Here is a 17,550-nt window from a genome sequence, read left to right on the forward strand (position 1 = left end):
GAGGGCTCCGGCCCCAGGTCATGGTCACCATCGATTACCGCGACCTCCTCGAACGCCTCCAACGAGACACCGGCACGGCCGCCGACGGGGCCGGCCAGGTCAGCGCCACCGGCCAGTTCGAGCGGGCCGGAACCACCGGACCGGGCCAGCTCGGCCGGGTCGGAGCCACCGGACACGGCCCCGGGACAGTCCCGCTCGGGTTCACCGGCACCGGGACGCTGGCCTTCACCGGCCCCGTCACCGCCGCGACCATCCGCAAAATCGCCTGCGACGCGGACATCATCCCCGTCCTGCTCGGATCCCAGGGCCGGATCCTGGACATCGGCCGCACCACCCGGGTCTTCCCGCCCCACCTCCGCAAAGCCATCACCGCCCGCGACCAGGGCTGCTCCTTCCCCGGCTGCACCATCCCCGCACCCTGGTGCGAAGCCCACCACATCAACTACTGGTCCACAGGCGGCAGCACATCCACCGACAACGGAACGCTCCTCTGCTCCCACCATCACCACCTGACCCACAAAGAACAATGGACCATCCAGATCCGTGCCGGGATCCCCTGGTTCATCCCGCCACCCCACCTCGACCCACGCCAAACACCCCGAAGAAACCACTACTTCAGATGCTGAACCACGCACCCGACGTCGGCGGTGAAACGGGGCACGCGGCGCGGTATCACGTGTCGAGGACGAAAATCCCGTCCGGGCCGTTGGCGGTGCTGCAACCAGAGACGGCCAGGCCGCACATCTTGGCGGCGTACGCAGCATAGTCCGGTCCGTGGGTCACGGAATCAGTCTGCTACGGCGGTCGCCGACGTCTTCCGCGGTCAGCGGCGCCAGCGGTACGGCGTCGTCGTGGACACCCGGACCAGGCCGTAGCGCTCCAAAATCGGACGTGAATATTCGGTCGAGTCACTGTGGATGAGCGTCTTGCCCAGCGACATCGCCGCGCGTGCACGGGCTGCGGTGACCGCGCGGTAAATCCCCCGGCCGCGCCATTCCTCGCGTGTGGCGCCGCCCCAGATGCCGGCGAAGTCGGTGTCCGGCACCGGTTCCAGGCGGCCGGCGCTGACGATCACGCCTTGGTGCTCGGCGACCCACAGCTCCATCCCGTCGCCGCGGGCCATTCGGCGCAGGATTGCTTCAGCGTTTCCGTCAGAGGCGGGGCTGCCGAAGACTTCGTCCTGCATGGCGCTCATGGCGCGGATGTCCGTTTCGTCCGTAACCCGCCGCAGGCTCACCCCGCGCGGCAGGTCCACGTCGACGTCGAGCGCGCTGGCATCCCCGATCATGACCGATTCTGTCTCGTCTGGCTCAAACCCGTTCTCGAGCAGCGCCTCGTGCAGCCCGGGCGCATTGTCGTGGCCCCGGGTTTTCCATTCGACCCGCACGATTTCCGGATCCGCGCGGTAGAACGCCACCGTTTCTGCCACCCACCGCGCGATCTTCGACGCGTCGGCTCCGGCCAGATCCTGATAGGTCACGAATCCGCGGCCGCCCGCGAAGGTCACCAGCCGCAGCGGGCCCAAACGCTCGACGGCGACCGCACTAGGGGTCTCCGCATCGGTGCGGAGTTGCTGATCGTACGCCGTAAGGAGTTTCAAATTCGTCATCGGACCTCAGGCTACAGCGACGCCGCAGTTACGGGCCGCGTCACTGGATCTGATGGCAGGATTCGTGGTCATCGCCCGCTAGGGTTGGCGTGATGAAGCGAGCTGTCATTCTTGGGGGTACAGGTGTGTTGGGACGGGCCATCGCGCGACGCCTGCTGGATGCCGGTTGGCAGGTGGAAATCACGGGCCGGGACGCGTCGAAGATGCCGGCAGTGCTGCGCGAGGCGGGGGCCACATTCGAGTCCTCCGACCGGAGGAACGACGCAGACCTTGCACGAACCGTGGGCAACGGAGCGGACCTCTTGGTAGACGCCGCCTGTCACACGGCGGCGGACGCCCTTCTGCTACTCCCCCATCTGGCCGATGTCGGGTCGGCGGTCATGCTATCCAGCAAAGCGGTCTACATCGACGACGCCGGCAACCATGTGAATTCCGACGTGCCGCCAAATTTCCCGCTTCCTATCAGGGAAGACCAAGCGACCATGCAGCCGGGGAACGGTGACTACGAATCCCGCGAGGGATACGGCGCCAACAAGGTCGCTGCCGAGCACGTCCTCCTGGACAGCGGCCATCCCGTGACTGTAATCCGCGCCTCGAAGGTTCACGGTGAAGGAGCTGCCCGGCCGAGGGAATGGATGTTCGTCAAGCGGGTCCTCGACCGACGGCCTGCGGTGTTCCTGGCTTCTAAAGGGGCCGGAGGCGACCACACCACAGCCGCCGTCAACACAGCGGCCCTGGTCGAAACGATCGCAGCCCGCCCCGGCCAACGGATCCTCAACAGCGCAGACCCCGACGCCCCTACCGGTCTGGACATCGCCCGCACGATCGCGGACCGCCTTGACCACGAGTGGGAAGAAATCCTCCTCGATTCCGACGCCCATCCGGACCTCGGCGCGCACCCTTGGAACTTCACTCCGCCGCTGATCCTCGACACGCAGGCGTCCACGGCTCTCGGCTACCAGCCCGTTGGAACCTACGCCCAAACTGTCACTGCGGAAATCGACTGGCTACTCGCCAACCCGGCCAACCAGCCGGGCCCCGCGGAACCGTTCTTCAACCACCTCACCGACTACGCCGCTGAAGACGCCTTCCTCGCCGCACGGAGCTAGGATCCGATCCCGGCCCGGCACCTGCAGGCGCTGACCGAAACCGCAGCAGCGTCCTGGCGGAGTCCGGAGGGAAAGCAGCACGCTCCGTCAGGGGTATCCCGCAAGGAAAATCCTCGGCCCCGGCCCTACGCTTATTGTGGCCTCCGTCCTACGCTTAAGAGCCTAAGGCTCAAGTCTCTCCGCTCGGCATGGATTCGAAGGTGGGCCACCCAATGGGCAGTCATCTCATGGCAATGGAGCAAGTGCACCGGGGCCCTCTCTTCTGGCCGCGAAGGATTCTGGTTGCGCTGCACGCCGCAATGGCCGCGGCACTGGCGACGGTTGTTGCCCTCGCAGGCTGCACGGCGATGGCAACGTCCGCGAAGGGACAGTACGTTCCGCAGACCCGGACGTATTACATCGGGGCGGACGAGGTCGACTGGAACTATGCGCCGTCCGGAATGAACCAGGTCACGGGCGCAGCCTTCGACAAAACAGCGGCCGTCTTCACCCAGCGCGGCCCCCGGCGCATTGGCGCCACCTATGTGAAGGCGCTGTACCGGGAGTACACGGACGCGTCCTTCACCAAGCTCAAGCCGCGCAGCGCCGCCCAACGGCATCTCGGCATGCTCGGCCCGGTCATCCGGGGCGTCGTCGGCGACACCATCAAGGTGGTCTTCAAGAACAACCTCGACCGTCCGGCTTCCGTGCACGTCCACGGCGTGTTCTACGACAAGGCCAGCGAGGGCGCCCCGTACGACGACGGCACCGGGGCGGCGGACCATGGGGACGACGCCGTACCGCCGGGACACTCCTACATTTACAGCTACAAGGTGCCGGACCGGGCCGGTCCCGGGCCGATGGACGGGAGTTCCGTGATGTGGATGTACCACTCGCACAAGGACGAAGTCGGAGACGACTACGCCGGCCTAGTCGGTCCGATGGTCATCACCAAGACCGGCGCCGCCCGCGCGGACGGTACCCCGAACGATGTGGACCGCGAGTTCTTTGTCCAGTTCAAAGTCAGTAACGAAAACGCCAGCCCGTACCTCAAGCGCAATATCGACCGCTTCGCCGGCGACCCGCGTTCGGTGGCGCCGGCTGATGAAGAGTTCGTCGAGAGCAATCTGATGCACTCCATCAACGGGTACGTGTACGGCAATCTGCCGTTAGATGCGCTGACTATGAAAAAGGGCGAACGGGTCCGCTGGTACCTGATGGGCATGGGTACCGAGGTGGACCTGCACACACCGCACTGGCACGGAAACACCGCGACGGCGCTGGGTATGCGCACCGACGTCGTGAGCCTGCTGCCGGCAAGCATGGTGGTGGCCGATATGGTTCCCGACGACGTGGGTACTTGGCTCTTTCATTGCCACGTCAACGACCATCTGACCGCCGGTATGTCGGTCCGGTACCGGGTGGCGGACGCGGCGAGCACCGGCAGCGGCAGCGGCAGCAGCAGCGACCATTCCGACCACACGCCGTAGCAGACAGGCGCGGCCGGTTTTTGGGAGAGTGACGGCCCGCCGGGAAGACCCAGGGTCGGTACGCTCGGGCAATGGGAAACTCCGAGAACCTGGCCGGCGTAAGAACCGCATATGACACGGTGGCCGAGGCTTATTCAGAGGCGCTCCCGGACACCAGCTTTGAAGCGCCGCTCGATATGGCGATGATCAACGACTTCTGCGCGCGGATTCGCGCTGCCCCGGGACGGAAAGTGATCGACGCCGGATGCGGCGCCGGACGATTGAGTGTCCGCTTAGCCGAAGCGGGGCTCGACGTTACAGGCGTGGATCTCTCACCGGGGATGGTCCGGCAGCAGCCCGAAGCCATCCTCGTGAAGACCCGGCCCCCACTCGGCGTGGGCCTCAAGCCAGGCAGCGCGCAAACCTAGAGAAGGAACAGTCAGGGCTGGCATACCGGCACTATATCGATGCTTCCGGCACCAATGCCGTCCGGCCGGCGCGGTAAAGTGTCACCGGAAGATTCCTTCCCGGTCCCGCCACACATTCTTGAAAGGCTCGCTGCAATGAGCATGCTCGGCACCAAATGGAAGCTCCACGGAAACGGCAAGTCCATCCGCCCCGGCGAGGTCGTCAGACCGGATGAGCGCCTCGCGTGGCCCCTGACAATCGGCGTGGGCATGCAGCACGTTGTCGCCATGTTCGGCGCCACTTTCCTGGTGCCGATCATCACCGGCATGCCGCCGGCCACCACGCTGTTCTTTTCCGGCATCGGCACCCTGCTGTTCCTGGTCATCACCAAGGGCCGGGTGCCCAGCTACCTCGGCTCCTCCTTCGCGTTCATCGCCCCGATCATGGCCTCCCAACAGCAGTACGGGATTCCCGGCGCGCTGGGCGGCGTGGTGCTGGCCGGCGTCGGGCTGGCCATCATCGGCGCCATTGTGCAGAAGTTCGGCGCGGGCTGGATCAACCGGCTGATGCCGCCGATCGTCACCGGCGCCATCGTGGGGCTGATCGGCCTGAACTTGGCCCCCGCCGCCAAGAACAACTTCGACGCCGCCCCCATCACCGCCCTGGTCACCCTCGCGGTGATCATCGTGGTCAGCGTCTTCTTCCGCGGCATCCTTGGCCGCCTCAGCATCCTGGTCGGCGTCGTGGTGGGCTACCTCGTCGCGATGATCCGCGGCGAGATCAACTTCGACAAGGTCGACGCCGCCGCCTGGGTCGGGCTCCCGCACTTCCAGACCCCCGAATTCCACCTCGGCGTCGTCGGCCTCTTCGTCCCGGTGGTGCTGGTGCTGGTGGCGGAGAACATCGGCCACGTGAAGTCGGTCTCCGCCATGACCGGGCAGAACCTCGACGGCGTGTCCGGCCGCGCACTGATGGCCGACGGCGCCGCGACTGTCCTCGCCGGCCTGGGCGGCGGATCCGGCACCACCACCTACGCCGAAAACATCGGCGTCATGGCCGCAACGAAGGTCTATTCGACGGCGGCCTACTGGGTGGCCGGCATCTTCGCCGTCGTGCTGAGCTTCTCGCCGAAGTTCGGCGAACTCATCGCGACCGTCCCGGCCGGCGTGCTCGGCGGCGCAGCCACCATGCTCTACGGCATGATCGGCGTCCTGGGCGTGAAGATCTGGGTGCAGAACAAGGTCAACTTCTCCAACCCGATCAACCTCACCACCGCCGCAGTGGCCCTGATTGTCGGCATCGCCGACTACACCTGGACCATCGGCGACCTCAAGTTCACCGGCATCGCCCTGGGCTCCGCGGCCGCCCTGGTGATCTACCACGGCATGAAGGCCATCGCGAAGGCCCGCGGCACCGTGGCCGAACCGGAGACCGAAGACGCCGCGCCCGTCGCAGCGGCCCGGGCTGCCGTCAATGCCGCGGCGAAGCGCTCTCCGAAGAAGCGCCGCTAGCCGCCGGCAGGCACACAACCCGCTGCACAAAAGGCCGGCGCCCTCCCACCATGCGGTGGCAGGGCGCCGGCCTTCGGCGTGTCCGCGGCGGTCTAGCCGGCGTCGAACGATTCCTTGTCTTCGCTGTCACGGTCCTTCGGTGACTGCTCATCCGGCAGGTCCGTGCCGCTGCCGTCCGGAATCCCGGCGGCGTCCTGGCCGGACTCGGAGGAGAACGGCCGGCCCGGCTCGGGCTCCTCGGTGTTGGCCGCGTCCATCTCCGCGTCCGATGAGGGCACCGCGCCGCCGCTTTCGGCTGCCGCTTCGTTGCCCTGCTCGAATCCGGCTTCGCTGCTTTCGTTTTCCGCGTTCATCTGTTCCTCTGTTCCTCCGAAGCGTCCGGCTCCGGGTTCTCCTGCACTGTCCTGGTCTTCGGCCCCGAACTGGCTCAGGTCCGGTGTCCCCGCCGGGTAGGTCTCGCCGTCCGGGCTGTCCTGGTTGAGGCCCGCGGCATCGAAGGCCTCTTCATCGCGGGGCTGTGCAAACGTCTTCGCGTCACCGCCGGGCAGTTCCTGCTCGGCGGTGGGGGTTCCGTAGCCGCCCGCTTCCTCTTCGATGGGGCGTCCTTGCTGGTCCTGAGTCATGTCGTTCCTCCTGCTTTCTGGCATTCGGCCGGTCGAATCTGGATGATCGGGTCTGGAGTCCAGCCGCGCCCGGGAGCGCAGCCTTTCCGTGTTTTCCACCGTACCCGAAAAATCCTCAGTAAGCTTAGTACCGACCTGAATTTGTGTTTCGGGCCAAGTTGACCGCCATCCCGTGCCGGGCGCACGCAAGGGGGTCGCAGGTGAAACTTGAAAGGGAGCGACGATGCCCAACGCCGAAGAAACCCGGAACGATGGCCGGGACGAAACCTTCGACGAGAAGATGGACCGCAACTGGGCCGAACTGCTGCAGGAGCTGCGGGTTCTTCAGACCGGCGTCCAGATCCTGGCCGGTTTCCTGCTGACCTTGCCGTTCCAATCACGCTTCGAGACGCTGGACGGGTTCCAGCTGACCCTCTACCTCACCAACGTTGTCCTGGCAGCCCTAACCACCGCACTGATCCTGCTGCCGGTGAGCGCGCATCGCCGGCTCTTCCGCAAGGGGCTCAAGGATACCCTCGTGGCCAGTGCGGACCGGATCGCGAAAGTGGCCCTGGCCGGCGTCGCACTGCTGAGCGTGGGTACTTCTGCGCTGGTCTTTGACGTGACAGCGGGACGGACCGCCGGACTTACCGCCGGCGGCGCGCTGCTGGCCGTACTGTTGATCCTGCTCGTGCTGATTCCCAACAGGCTCCGCCGCAAGACCGGACGGGGGTAGGCCATGAACGGAACTGCACCTCACACGATCCACCCAGAATCGGGAGCAAGAATGCGCAAGTGGGCCAAGGAACACGGACTGCTGCTGGCGAACATCGGACTTTTCGTCGTCTTCTTCGGCGGCATGGTCATCAGCGGGGCCGCCGACTACAGCGAGGACCAGCTCGCCCACGGCCAGGCCGCCGTCGGAATCTTCGAGTATCTGGGGACCGGAGCGTTCCTGGAGGCGACCTTCGAGAACTGGGAGTCGGAGTTCCTGCAGATGGGCATGTACGTCATCCTGACGGTCTTCCTCTTCCAGAAGGGTTCCTCCGAGTCGAAGCCGATGGGGAAAAAGGCCCCGCAGGACGAGGATCCGCGGCAGGCCACGATCAAGGCGGCGACGCCGTGGCCGGTGCGCCGCGGCGGTTGGGTGCTGAAAATCTATGAGCACTCCCTCTCGATCATGTTCCTGCTGCTGTTCCTGATGTCAGTCGCGCTCCACGCGGTAGGCGGCAGCGAGGAGTACAGCCAGGAGCAGCAGGCCCATGGCCAGCCCCCGGTCACCGTGCTGGGCTACCTCGCGACGAGCCGGTTCTGGTTCGAGTCATTCCAGAACTGGCAGAGCGAGTTCCTGGCCGTCGCGGTGCTGGTCGGCGCTTCCGTGTATCTGCGGGAGAAGGGATCCCCGGAGTCCAAGCCGGTGGCCGAGCCGCACTATGAAACCGGCGCCTAGGGCGGAGGCTCTCCGGCTTCGCGGCTCAGGCCCCTTCGAGCACCTGGCTGGTGGCCCAGGCCAGGTACTTCGCGGCGTTGGCGATGGCATCGGCGGGGCTGGGCGCCACGTCCAGCAACTGGGCGGCGGCGACCACCCCGTGGCGGTCGAGGTCCTCGGGGGTGACGAGAATCCGGCCGGCGACCATGATGACCGGGATGCCCAGGTCGCGGGCAGCGTCGGCCAGGGCAATCGGCGCCTTCCCGGCCAGCGACTGGGAATCCAGGGAGCCCTCCCCGGTGATCACCAGGTCCGCGTCCGCGAGCTTCGCGGCAAGCCCGGTTAGCCCCGCGACAAGTTCAAAGCCGCCCTCCAGCGCAGCGTTGCCGAAGGCCAGGAACGACGCCGGGAAGCCGCCGGCGGCGCCAGCGCCGGGGACGTTGACGTCACGGCCGGTGGCCTGCCGCAGCACCGAGGCCCAGTTGCGCAGCCCGGCGTCGAGCACCTCCACGGCCTCCGCGTCGGCGCCCTTCTGGGCGCCAAAGACGTGCGCGGCGCCGTCGGCGCCGTAGAGCGGGTTCTGCACGTCCACTGCAATCCTGAACTTCACGGCCGCCAGCCGCGGATCCAGTCCGCTGAGGTCCACGGCGACCACGTCGCCGAGCGAGCCGCCGCCGAGCGGCACCACATTGCCGGCGGCGTCCACCGGCTTGAGGCCCAGGGCGCGCAGGGCGCCGCTGCCGCCGTCGGTCATGGCCGAGCCGCCCACGCCAAGCACAATTTCGGTGGCGCCGGCGTCCAGCGCGGCCGCGATCAGCTGCCCGCACCCGTAGCTGTGGGCCCGCAGGGCGTTGGCCGGCGTCGGCTCCATGTGTGCGAGCCCGGACGCCTGTGCCGTCTCGATGACGGCGGTCGCCCCGCCGAAGGCGTCCTGGCGGATCGCCCAGGCCGCGCCGATCGGCGCCAGAATCGGCCCGACGACGGCGTTCAGGCGCTCCTCGTACCCGGCAGCGACCGCCGCCTCCAAGGTGCCCTCGCCGCCGTCGGCCACGGGGAACTGGACGGCCTCGGCCTCGGGGTAGACGCGCAGGGCGCCCTCGGCAATGGCGGCGGCGGCCTCGGCGGCAGTCAGGGAGCCCTTGAACTTGTCAGGGGCGATCAGGATACGCATGGCTCCATCCTGCCAGCCCGCGCCGACAATTCCTTTCCGAGACAAGGCCGGGAGCGCCGGAGTAACGTGGGCACTTCCGGGCCGCCCGGGATCCTCCCGCGGACGGCCGTGGCAGTTCCGGCCCGCCCCGCGGGCCGGCGAGCAGGAGGTAGCGGTGAGCAACATCGGACACACCGGCGGCAGCTTGCCGGGCATCACGGGACTCGTACTGGTCCGGCACGGGGAAAGTGAAGGCAACGTTGCCGCCACCCTCGCGCATCAGGCCGGGGCCCAGGTCATAAACGTCCCGGCGCGCGACGCCGACGTCGGACTCTCGGACACCGGCCGGGAACAAGCGCTGGCGCTGGGCCGATTGCTGGCCCTCGTCCCCGAGCCGGGCCGCACCGCCGTATGGTCCTCCCCCTACGCCCGCGCCCGGCAGACCGCCGAACTCGCAGTCCAGACCGGCGGATGGCGGGTGCAGATCCGGCTGGACGAGCGGCTCCGCGACCGCGAACTCGGCATCCTGGACATGCTGACCTCCGCGGGGGTGGAGGCGCGGCTGCCGGAGGAAGCCCAGCGCCGGCGGTGGCTGGGGAAGTTCTACTACCGGCCGCCGGGCGGCGAATCATGGGCCGACGTCGTGCTGCGGCTCCGCTCGCTGCTGGCCGACCTGGATCGTGACCATGCCGGAGAAGAGGTTCTGCTGGTCTGCCACGATGCCTTGATCGTGCTGTTCCGCTACATTCTGCAGGGCCTCTCGGAGTCCGAGCTGCTGGACATTGCCGCCACGACCAGCATTCTGAACGCCTCCGTCAGCCGCTTTGTCCGCACCGACGGGACGGGGGCGTGGGAGCTCGAGAGCTTCAACATGGCAGACCATCTGGCGGAGCAGGGCGTTCCCGTCACCGAGCACGCAGGGGACGCCGATGTCCACCCGCGCTAAGTCATCGCCCGCGGTGCAGCTGACACCCACTCTGCTGCGCGGCTGGCCGCTGCCCGGCGGCGGCTCCGGCAAGGACGACCGCGGTTCGGTGCTGGTGGTGGGAGGCGCCCGCAAGACGCCGGGGGCCGCCCTGCTCGCCGGCGTCGCGGCCCTGCGCTCCGGCGCCGGCCGGCTGACCCTGGCGGTGGCAGAGTCGACGGCGGTGCAGCTGGCGGTGGCATTCCCGGAGTCCGGCGTCGTGGGGCTGCCGGAAACGGGCCACGGATCGGTTAAGGGCTCCGGGGCGTCGCTGCTGGCAGACGAGGCCGGCGCCGCTGACGCCATCCTCGTCGGACCCGGCCTGGACGACAAGGACGAGACCCTGTCGTTGCTGCGGGCGCTGCTGCTGCCGGGCCGGTCGCGGCCGAAGCGCGGACCCGCCGTCGTCCTCGATGCCTATGCACTGGGCTGCCTGCCCGAACTGGCCGGCGAACTGCAGCCCTGGGCCGGCCGGCTGATCCTGACCCCCAACGTCACCGAAGGCGGCATCCTGTTGGGCCGGGACATTGAGGATCTTCAGCGGGACGTGCCTCGGATCGCCGACAAGTACCAGGCGGTGGTGAGCTGCCAGGGGGTGATCGCGGAGCCCGGCGGGAACCTCTGGGAAATCACCACCGGACACAGCGGCCTGGGCACCTCCGGAAGCGGCGACGTACTGGCCGGAGCCATCGCCGGCCTGCGGGCCCGCGGGACCACCGATGCGCAGGCCGCCTGCTGGGGCTCCCATCTGCATGCCGCTGCCGGCGACCGGCTGGCGAGCAGGCTGGGCGGACTCGGCTATCTGGCGCGCGAGCTCTGCGATGAGCTGCCGGCGCTGATGGTGGAACTCAGCAGTTAAGCGGTGCGCGCGGCCGCCGTTGGTCAGGGCAGGGCCTCAGTCCGGCCACTGCCCGCGTTCCTGCAGGACGGCCTTCAGCACGTCCGCGCGGTCGGTGACGATCCCGTCGACGCCGAGGTCCAGCAGGCGGTGCATCTCGGCCGCCTCGTTGATGGTCCAGACATGGACGTGCAGGCCGTGGCGGTGGGCGCGGCGGACGAACCCGGCCGTCACCACGGGCACGGCCCCGTAGCGGACCGGCACCTGCAGGGCGTGCACGTCGTGGAGCGCACGTGCCGTCACCCGGCGCAGCAGTGTCGCCGGGAGCAGCGGCCCCAGCAGCACGAAGAGGGCGTTGGAGGCCATGCCGGCGGAACTTGCGGCGGGCCGGCTCAGGCGGCGCAGCACGGCGCGCCGGCGGCGGTCGGAGAAGCTCGCGATCAGGACGCGGTCATGCAGGCCATACTGCTCGATCGCCGCGGCCAGGGTGGCCACCGAGTTCCAGTCCTTGACGTCGAGGTTCAGCCGGACCTCCGGAAACTCCGCGACCAGCTCCTCCAGCAGCGGGATCGGCTCGGTGCCGGCGATCCTGGCCCGGGCCACCGTTTCGGCCGGGAGCTCGGAAATCCGGCCGCTGCCGTCCGTGACCCGGTCGAGGGTTTCGTCGTGGAAGAGCAGCAGGACGCCGTCGGCGGTGGTGTGCACGTCCGCTTCCAGGTAGCGGTAACCGAGTGCGACGGCGGCGCGGAAGGCGGCCATCGAGTTCTCGGCGCCCTCGGGCGAGAAGCCGCGGTGGGCCATCGCCACGGGCGCGCCGGCAGCGCCGCCGGGGGCGAGGAAGGGGTGCGGGAGGGTCACTCTTGAAGCGTACCGGAGCCGGGCCGGCCGTTGCCGGAACGCGGGCTCAGGAGCCGTGGGGCAGGATCTCCACCCCGTCGCTGCAGTGCAGCAGTGTCCGGCCGCCGCCGTCGAGGTCCACCCACACAGTGGTGTGGTCCGGCGTCACCGCGTCGACGAACCCGCCGGTCTCGAACCCGGGCGTGAGCCGCACCCGGACCCGGTCGCCCTGGCGCAGGCTCTTCCAATGCGCGTCGGGATCCACCCGTCGGAGCGGCTGGTCATCAGTATGTCGGTTGCCGTACCTGGCCATGATTGCCCCACCATCAGTCAAGAGATCCGTTCGGTCACGCCAGCCTAGGCGGCCAAGGTGAACGGCAGTTGTCCGTCAGCTGGGAATCCCGTGTCCGCCGGGCGGCGTGGGTTACGGGAGCCGGACGCCCAGCTCGGCGAGCTTGGCTTCGAGGATCTGGGCCACGCCGTCGTCGTCGAAATGCGGTGCCTGCTGGCCGGCCGCACGGATGGCTTCCGGGTGTCCGCTGGCCATGGCGTAGCCGTGCCCGGCCCAGCGCAGCATCTCGATGTCGTTGGGCATGTCGCCGAAGGCCACGACCTCCTGCGCCTGAACGCCCAGGGACGCCGCGTATTCGGCGAGGGTCACGGCCTTGTTGACGCCGGGCAGCGACAGCTCCAGCAGCGCGATGTTGGGGGCCGAGTGTGTGGCTGCGGCCAGATGCGCGACAGCGGGCGAAACCTCGGCGAGGAACTCATCCGCGGTGCCTTCCCGGACGACCGCGAGGAACTTCACGACGGCGTCGTCGGCGCGGAGCGTGTCCTGCAGCGGGGCGGGCGTGAATTCGGCGAGCAGTCCGCTGGAACCGGTGCCCAGGAACCCGGGTTCCAGGTGGAAGCCGGTGAGGGTCTCCGCGGCGAACAACGCGGAAGGACGCAGCCGCTGGATGATTCGGCGGGCTTCGAAGACGGCGTCGAGCTCCAGGGCCCGGGCGGACACCATACGGTCGGCCTCCAGGTCCCACACCACCGCGCCATTGGAGCAGATCACGGTTCCGGTGTGGCCGAGTTGTTCCTGCAGGGGGTGCAGCCAGCGCGGCGGACGGCCGGTGACGAACACCAGTTCCACCCCGGCGTCGCGGCAGGCGTGGAAAGCGCGCACGGTCCGGTCGCTGATTTTGCCGTCGTGGCCCAGGATCGTTCCGTCAATATCACTTGCTACCAGCCGCATACTGCCAGTCTACGTTGGCCGCGCCCGCGCCATTTCGACGGTTCCCTGCCCGCAGGGCGGTTGGAATCGTCGAGGGCGCAGGGAAGCGTCGAAACGGGGGACGCGGATGGGCTGGTTCCGCTGCATACGACGACGCCGGTCAGTGCCGTTCGTACAGTCCGGTCAGGCTCGCCCGGGCCAGGGTGTGTGGGCCGAGCTTGGCTTCCAGCTTGGCCGGGGATGCGCCGGCGTCGAGCCCGGACTTTTCCACGTTCAGGGCGTGCACCGTGATGACGTAGCGGTGCGGGCCGTGGCCCTTGGGCGGGGCGGCCCCCAGGTAGCCGGCGGAACCGCCGTCGTTCCGGAGCTGGAAGGCGCCCAGCGGCAGGCCGCCGCCGTGCCGCGATCCCGCCCCCGCGGCCAGCGAGGTGACGTCCGCCGGGATGTCCAGCACGGCCCAGTGCCAGAAGCCGCCGTGGCCCGGCGCGTCGGGGTCGAACACCGTGACGGCGTAGCTTCGGGTGCCGGCCGGAGCGCCGCTCCAGTGCAGCGGCGGCGATTCATCCTTGCCGCCGGGACCGGTAGCGGCGCCGCGCTGGGCCGCCGGCAGGATCTGGCCGTCCTCGAAAGTGTCGCTGCTTAGGCTGAAGGCTGCCATGGCTTCCTCTCAATTGCTGGTTAGGCCCGCACTTTCCGGGCCCAGTTCCATCCGGTTAAGTTCGGCCCGGGTGGGCGGGTTGGCCCCGGCACGGGAGACCGTAACGGCGGCCGCCGCGGCGGCGTGGCCCAGGAGTTCGCGCAGGCTCCCGGCGGATAGCTCGCGCAGCTCCTTGCGGTTCTGGGCTCCGTTGAGGCCCAGGTCCACGACACCGGAGAGCAGCGCGGCCATGAAGGAATCCCCGGCACCGACGGTGTCCGCCACCTTCACCGACGGGGCCGCGACGCGCGCCTCGCCGGCGGCGTTGACGGCCCACGGTCCGGCCGCGCCGCGCGTGACCACCACCATGGCGGGGCCCTCCGAGCCGCCGAGCGAGAGCCACCGGCGGGCCGAATCCAGCGGATCAACGCCGGGGTAGAGCCATTCGAGGTCCTCGTCGGAGGCCTTGACCACGTCCGCGAGCGTGACAAACTTTTCGGCCTGGTGGCGGGCGTAGTCGGCGTCGGTAATGATGCTGGGCCGGCAGTTGGGATCGAAGCTGATGGTCGCCGAAGGATGGGCATGCTCGACGGCGGCAAGCACCTCCGCGGCACCCGGCGCCAGCATCGTGGCAATCGAGCCGGTATGCAGCAGCGTGCTGCCCTGCAGCATGAACGGCAGCCGGTCCGCGAGGCCGGGGAGCTCCCAGGCGAGGTCGAAGGTGTAGCTCGCGGCGCCGTCGTCGTCAATCAAGGCGGTTGCCACCGACGTCGGCAGTTCGTCCGGACCCAGCGGGAGCAGCACCGAACTGGACTTGAGGTGCGCCGCGACGGATTCCCCGTAGGCGTCCCGGCCGTAGCGGCCGATGAACTGCACCGGGTGGTCCAGCCGGGCCAGGCCCACCGCGACGTTCAAGGGGCTGCCGCCGACGTGGGCCTGGATACCTGAGGAGCGCTGGACAACATCAACCAGGGCCTCACCAATGACTGTGAGCATGCTCATACTCTGCCAGAGAACGCCGCCCGGCGCCGCCCCAACCGGTGTTTTGGTACGATACCCCCAGGGGTATAGCCTTAAGGAGTGCCCACCCCTGACACCCAGCCCTCGCCCCGCCGCGCCGGCGCGCCCGGCGCCGTGATCCTGGGGCTGCGCCAGAATATTGCCCAGTTCATGCTGCTCGTTGCGGTCAACGCCCTCGTCGGGGGCACCCTCGGCCAGGAACGCACCGTGCTGCCGCTGCTCGCCAGCGACGTGTTCCATCTCGACAAATACACGAGCGCCCTGACTTTCGTCCTGGCCTTCGGACTGGCCAAGGCAGCCACCAACTACTTCGCCGGGACGCTCTCGGACCGCTATGGGCGCAAGCCGGTGCTGGTGGCCGGCTGGCTGATCGCGCTGCCCGTGCCGCTGCTGCTGATCTTCGGCACCAGCTGGTCCTGGATCGTGGCCGCCAACGTGATCCTGGGCATCAGCCAGGGCCTTACCTGGTCCACCACGGTGGTCATGAAAATGGACCTGGTCGGCCCGAACCGGCGCGGCCTCGCGATGGGATTCAACGAGGCCGCGGGCTACCTTGGCGTGGCCGGCACGGCCCTGGTTACCGGCTACCTCGCGGCGTCCTACGGCCTGCGGCCGGCGCCGTTCCTGCTCGGCGCCGCCTACATCGCCCTGGGGCTCGGCCTGTCCGTGCTCGCCGTCAAGGAAACGCACCACCATGCGAAAACCGAGGCCGCAAACCACGTCGACGCGCACAGCGGTGCCGGCGCGGCGCTCAGCACCCGCGAAATCTTTACCCTGACCAGCTTCCGGGACCGCTCGCTCTCCTCGGTGAGCCAGGCCGGGCTGGTCAACAACCTCAACGACGGCCTGGCCTGGGGCCTGTTCCCGGTTCTCTTCGCCGGCGCCGGCCTCTCGATCGAGCGCATCGGCATCCTCGCCGCGGTATACCCGGCGGTTTGGGGAGCGGTGCAACTTATCACCGGCGCCGCCTCAGACCGGCTGGGGCGCAAGTGGCTGATCGCGGGCGGCATGTTTATCCAGGCCGTGGGCCTGGCCATCGTGGCGGCCGGCCATGGCTTCGAAATTTGGCTCCTCGCGGCCGTCCTGCTCGGCGTGGGCACGGCGATGGTCTACCCCACCCTGCTGGCGGCCATCGGCGATGTGGCCCACCCGCAGTGGCGGGCGCGTTCGGTCGGCATCTACCGCTTGTGGCGCGACGGCGGCTTCGCCGTGGGCGCGCTGCTGTCCGGGATACTCGCGGACGCCTACGGCATTCCGGTGGCGATCGCCGTCGTCGCCGCTTTGACGGCGGCGTCCGGGCTCGTCGTCGCGGTACGGATGCGCGGCACCGACCACCGCGCCTAGCGCCGGCCCGCGCCGGTTCAGCGCTCCGCGCAGGTTCAGCGCTCCGCGCCGCCCTCCTGGTAGACGTCGGGAATGCCGTCATTGTCCGAGTCCCGCCGCTCCTCTTCCTCCGCCTGCCGGTACTGCCGGTTGCGGGTGCGGAGCACCACGCTCGCCAGCAGGGCGGCCAGCAACGACGCCGCCAGGATGCCGACCTTGGCGTGGTCGTCATGGACGCTGCCATTGCCGAAACTGAGCTCCGCTACCAGCAGCGACACGGTGAAGCCGATCCCGGCCAGGATCGAGACGCCGAACACGTCGATCCACTTGAACGAGTTGTCCAGCCGCGCCTTGGTTACCTTGGTGAGCAGCCAGGTGGTGCCCAGGATGCCGGCCGGTTTGCCCAGGACGAGGGCCAGGATGACGCCCACGGCGACCGGGTCCGCCAGCGCCGAGCCCAGCCCGCCCCAGCCGCCCACGGCAACGCCGGCGGAGAAGAAGGCGAAGACCGGCACCGCGACGCCGGCCGAGATCGGCCGGAACCGGTGCTCGAAGATTTCCGAAAGCCCCGGTCCGGCTTCCGGTCCCCCGCTGGCCTGGGAGCGCAGCACCGGGATCGCGAAGCCGAGCAGGACGCCGGCCACGGTCGCGTGGATGCCCGAGGCATGCACCAGGGCCCAGGTGGCCAGGCCGAGGGGCAGCAGGATGAACCACGCCGCGGGGGCCTTCAGCCCGAAGAAGCGGCGGTACCGGTGCGCCAGGTAGGTGTACAGGCCCAGCGGCAGCAGGGCCAGCAGCAGGGGGGCAAGCTGGAGGTCGCTGGAGTAGAACACGGCAATGATGGTGATGGCGATCAGGTCATCCACCACGGCGAGGGTGAGCAGGAAGATCCGCAACGCACTCGGCAGGTGCGAGCCGATGATCGCGAGGACCGCGACGGCGAAGGCTATGTCCGTGGCGGTGGGGATCGCCCAGCCGCGCAGCGTTTCCGGACTGCCGAGGTTGACGACGGCGTAGATCACCGCCGGGATGATCACCCCGCCGGCGGCCGCGGCAACCGGCACGATCGACTTGTCCAGCTGGCGAAGATCGCCGGCCACGAACTCGCGCTTGAGCTCCAGGCCGACCAGGAAAAAGAAGATGGCGAGCAGTCCGTCGGCCGCCCAGGCCCCCAGGCTGAGGTCCAGGTGCCAGGGTTCGTAGCCGATCTTGAAGTCGCGGAGCGCAAAGTAGCTCTCCGACGCCGGCGAGTTGGCCCAGATCAGCGCGGCGACGGCCGCGAACACGAGCAGGGCTCCGCCGACGGTTTCCTTTCGGAGGATTTCGCCGATGCGCAGGGATTCGGCGTAACTGCCGCGACCGAAGATGGTCAGGCGCGGCGTGCCGGCCTGGGGCGCGGGAGGAGGTGTGTGGCTCATGCGGAAGTCCTAAAATTTGGGTCGA

General features: G+C 68.7%; 19 protein-coding genes and 1 pseudogene. 11 read left to right on the forward strand and 9 right to left on the reverse strand.

The window, feature by feature from the left end:
• The coding region (locus AC1DB8_RS14725; protein WP_476893439.1) for an HNH endonuclease signature motif containing protein at positions 1-626 on the forward strand (626 nt) is incomplete at its 5' end.
• A 197-nt stretch (positions 627-823) separates the two neighbouring features.
• Here the strand turns inward: AC1DB8_RS14725 and AC1DB8_RS14730 are convergent.
• Positions 824-1,609 carry a GNAT family N-acetyltransferase gene (locus tag AC1DB8_RS14730; RefSeq protein ID WP_476893440.1) on the reverse strand — a complete coding sequence of 262 codons (786 nt, stop codon included), beginning with the start codon at positions 1,607-1,609 and terminating at the stop codon, positions 824-826.
• 92 nt (positions 1,610-1,701) lie between these two features.
• Here AC1DB8_RS14730 and AC1DB8_RS14735 point away from each other — a divergent pair.
• The 5 genes and pseudogenes from AC1DB8_RS14735 to AC1DB8_RS14755 form a co-directional block, all read left to right on the forward strand.
• Positions 1,702-1,917: pseudogene (locus AC1DB8_RS14735) on the forward strand (NAD-dependent epimerase/dehydratase family protein); the annotation flags it as partial.
• A 72-nt stretch (positions 1,918-1,989) separates the two neighbouring features.
• The gene (locus tag AC1DB8_RS14740; RefSeq protein ID WP_476893504.1) at positions 1,990-2,718 is read left to right on the forward strand and encodes an NAD-dependent epimerase/dehydratase family protein; all 729 of its coding nucleotides are present in this window, start codon (positions 1,990-1,992) and stop codon (positions 2,716-2,718) included.
• A gap of 227 nt (positions 2,719-2,945) precedes the next feature.
• Entirely contained in the window at positions 2,946-4,187 is a 1,242-nt protein-coding gene (locus AC1DB8_RS14745) for a multicopper oxidase domain-containing protein (RefSeq protein ID WP_476893441.1), read from the forward strand.
• Positions 4,188-4,258: 71 nt separating this feature from the next.
• Positions 4,259-4,594: a methyltransferase domain-containing protein gene (locus tag AC1DB8_RS14750; protein WP_476893442.1), complete on the forward strand. Its 336-nt coding sequence runs from the start codon at positions 4,259-4,261 to the stop codon at positions 4,592-4,594.
• Between the two features lie 135 nt (positions 4,595-4,729).
• Positions 4,730-6,085, forward strand: a complete 1,356-nt coding sequence (locus AC1DB8_RS14755) for a uracil-xanthine permease family protein (RefSeq protein ID WP_441419069.1) — start codon at positions 4,730-4,732, stop codon at positions 6,083-6,085.
• Between the two features lie 92 nt (positions 6,086-6,177).
• On the opposite strand, the gene AC1DB8_RS14760 is transcribed toward AC1DB8_RS14755, so the two are convergent.
• A complete protein-coding gene (locus AC1DB8_RS14760) occupies positions 6,178-6,708 on the reverse strand; it encodes a hypothetical protein (RefSeq protein WP_476893443.1) in 531 nt (176 codons plus the stop codon).
• A gap of 223 nt (positions 6,709-6,931) precedes the next feature.
• Between AC1DB8_RS14760 and AC1DB8_RS14765 the strand changes: the two genes are divergently transcribed.
• Positions 6,932-7,423: a DUF6328 family protein gene (locus tag AC1DB8_RS14765; protein WP_441419071.1), complete on the forward strand. Its 492-nt coding sequence runs from the start codon at positions 6,932-6,934 to the stop codon at positions 7,421-7,423.
• 51 nt (positions 7,424-7,474) lie between these two features.
• Complete coding sequence (locus tag AC1DB8_RS14770; RefSeq protein WP_476893444.1) at positions 7,475-8,137, forward strand: DUF6766 family protein; 663 nt, start codon at positions 7,475-7,477, stop codon at positions 8,135-8,137.
• A gap of 25 nt (positions 8,138-8,162) precedes the next feature.
• Here the strand turns inward: AC1DB8_RS14770 and AC1DB8_RS14775 are convergent, their stop codons facing one another.
• The gene (locus tag AC1DB8_RS14775; RefSeq protein WP_476893445.1) at positions 8,163-9,287 is read right to left on the reverse strand and encodes a glycerate kinase; all 1,125 of its coding nucleotides are present in this window, start codon (positions 9,285-9,287) and stop codon (positions 8,163-8,165) included.
• Between the two features lie 154 nt (positions 9,288-9,441).
• Here AC1DB8_RS14775 and AC1DB8_RS14780 point away from each other — a divergent pair, with 154 nt between their 5' ends.
• Together AC1DB8_RS14780 and AC1DB8_RS14785 are read left to right on the forward strand one after the other, a co-directional pair.
• Entirely contained in the window at positions 9,442-10,212 is a 771-nt protein-coding gene (locus AC1DB8_RS14780) for a histidine phosphatase family protein (protein ID WP_476893446.1), read from the forward strand.
• Positions 10,196-11,089, forward strand: coding sequence for an NAD(P)H-hydrate dehydratase (locus AC1DB8_RS14785; RefSeq protein WP_441419075.1), 894 nt, complete (start codon positions 10,196-10,198; stop codon positions 11,087-11,089). Before AC1DB8_RS14780 ends, AC1DB8_RS14785 begins: the two co-directional genes overlap by 17 nt.
• A gap of 36 nt (positions 11,090-11,125) precedes the next feature.
• Here the strand turns inward: AC1DB8_RS14785 and AC1DB8_RS14790 are convergent, their stop codons facing one another.
• The 5 genes from AC1DB8_RS14790 to AC1DB8_RS14810 all read right to left on the reverse strand — a co-directional run bounded on the left by AC1DB8_RS14790 (position 11,126) and on the right by AC1DB8_RS14810 (position 14,760).
• Positions 11,126-11,926, reverse strand: coding sequence for a glycerophosphodiester phosphodiesterase family protein (locus AC1DB8_RS14790; RefSeq protein WP_476893447.1), 801 nt, complete (start codon positions 11,924-11,926; stop codon positions 11,126-11,128).
• Between the two features lie 46 nt (positions 11,927-11,972).
• A complete protein-coding gene (locus AC1DB8_RS14795) occupies positions 11,973-12,218 on the reverse strand; it encodes a hypothetical protein (RefSeq protein WP_441419077.1) in 246 nt (81 codons plus the stop codon).
• Positions 12,219-12,329: 111 nt separating this feature from the next.
• The gene (locus tag AC1DB8_RS14800) at positions 12,330-13,148 is read right to left on the reverse strand and encodes an HAD family hydrolase (RefSeq protein ID WP_441419078.1); all 819 of its coding nucleotides are present in this window, start codon (positions 13,146-13,148) and stop codon (positions 12,330-12,332) included.
• 139 nt (positions 13,149-13,287) lie between these two features.
• Positions 13,288-13,785 carry a YbhB/YbcL family Raf kinase inhibitor-like protein gene (locus AC1DB8_RS14805; RefSeq protein WP_441419079.1) on the reverse strand — a complete coding sequence of 166 codons (498 nt, stop codon included), beginning with the start codon at positions 13,783-13,785 and terminating at the stop codon, positions 13,288-13,290.
• 9 nt (positions 13,786-13,794) lie between these two features.
• Positions 13,795-14,760, reverse strand: a complete 966-nt coding sequence (locus AC1DB8_RS14810; RefSeq protein ID WP_441419080.1) for a carbohydrate kinase family protein — start codon at positions 14,758-14,760, stop codon at positions 13,795-13,797.
• A gap of 174 nt (positions 14,761-14,934) precedes the next feature.
• Between AC1DB8_RS14810 and AC1DB8_RS14815 the strand changes: the two genes are divergently transcribed.
• On the forward strand, positions 14,935-16,128 hold the full coding sequence (locus AC1DB8_RS14815; RefSeq protein ID WP_476893499.1) for an MFS transporter: 1,194 nt from the start codon (positions 14,935-14,937) through the stop codon (positions 16,126-16,128).
• Positions 16,129-16,163: 35 nt separating this feature from the next.
• Here the strand turns inward: AC1DB8_RS14815 and nhaA are convergent, their stop codons facing one another.
• Positions 16,164-17,525 (reverse strand): Na+/H+ antiporter NhaA, encoded by a 1,362-nt coding sequence (gene nhaA / locus AC1DB8_RS14820; RefSeq protein ID WP_476893448.1) that lies wholly within the window; start codon positions 17,523-17,525, stop codon positions 16,164-16,166.
• Between the last annotated feature and the right edge of the window lie 25 nt (positions 17,526-17,550).

Source organism: Arthrobacter sp. 10N410, from assembly GCF_056394945.1.

Bases quoted from the DNA above. Each gene is read 5' to 3' on its own strand.
- AC1DB8_RS14730 (WP_476893440.1), bottom strand. From the start codon at position 1,609: ATGACGAATTTGAAACTCCTTACGGCGTACGATCAGCAACTCCGCACC.
- AC1DB8_RS14740 (WP_476893504.1), top strand. From the start codon at position 1,990: ATGCTATCCAGCAAAGCGGTCTACATCGACGACGCCGGCAACCATGTG.
- AC1DB8_RS14745 (WP_476893441.1), top strand. From the start codon at position 2,946: ATGGCAATGGAGCAAGTGCACCGGGGCCCTCTCTTCTGGCCGCGAAGG.
- AC1DB8_RS14750 (WP_476893442.1), top strand. From the start codon at position 4,259: ATGGGAAACTCCGAGAACCTGGCCGGCGTAAGAACCGCATATGACACG.
- AC1DB8_RS14755 (WP_441419069.1), top strand. From the start codon at position 4,730: ATGAGCATGCTCGGCACCAAATGGAAGCTCCACGGAAACGGCAAGTCC.
- AC1DB8_RS14760 (WP_476893443.1), bottom strand. From the start codon at position 6,708: ATGACTCAGGACCAGCAAGGACGCCCCATCGAAGAGGAAGCGGGCGGC.
- AC1DB8_RS14765 (WP_441419071.1), top strand. From the start codon at position 6,932: ATGCCCAACGCCGAAGAAACCCGGAACGATGGCCGGGACGAAACCTTC.
- AC1DB8_RS14770 (WP_476893444.1), top strand. From the start codon at position 7,475: ATGCGCAAGTGGGCCAAGGAACACGGACTGCTGCTGGCGAACATCGGA.
- AC1DB8_RS14775 (WP_476893445.1), bottom strand. From the start codon at position 9,287: ATGCGTATCCTGATCGCCCCTGACAAGTTCAAGGGCTCCCTGACTGCC.
- AC1DB8_RS14785 (WP_441419075.1), top strand. From the start codon at position 10,196: ATGTCCACCCGCGCTAAGTCATCGCCCGCGGTGCAGCTGACACCCACT.
- AC1DB8_RS14795 (WP_441419077.1), bottom strand. From the start codon at position 12,218: ATGGCCAGGTACGGCAACCGACATACTGATGACCAGCCGCTCCGACGG.
- AC1DB8_RS14800 (WP_441419078.1), bottom strand. From the start codon at position 13,148: ATGCGGCTGGTAGCAAGTGATATTGACGGAACGATCCTGGGCCACGAC.
- AC1DB8_RS14805 (WP_441419079.1), bottom strand. From the start codon at position 13,785: ATGGCAGCCTTCAGCCTAAGCAGCGACACTTTCGAGGACGGCCAGATC.
- AC1DB8_RS14810 (WP_441419080.1), bottom strand. From the start codon at position 14,760: ATGCTCACAGTCATTGGTGAGGCCCTGGTTGATGTTGTCCAGCGCTCC.
- AC1DB8_RS14815 (WP_476893499.1), top strand. From the start codon at position 14,935: ATGCTGCTCGTTGCGGTCAACGCCCTCGTCGGGGGCACCCTCGGCCAG.
- nhaA (WP_476893448.1), bottom strand. From the start codon at position 17,525: ATGAGCCACACACCTCCTCCCGCGCCCCAGGCCGGCACGCCGCGCCTG.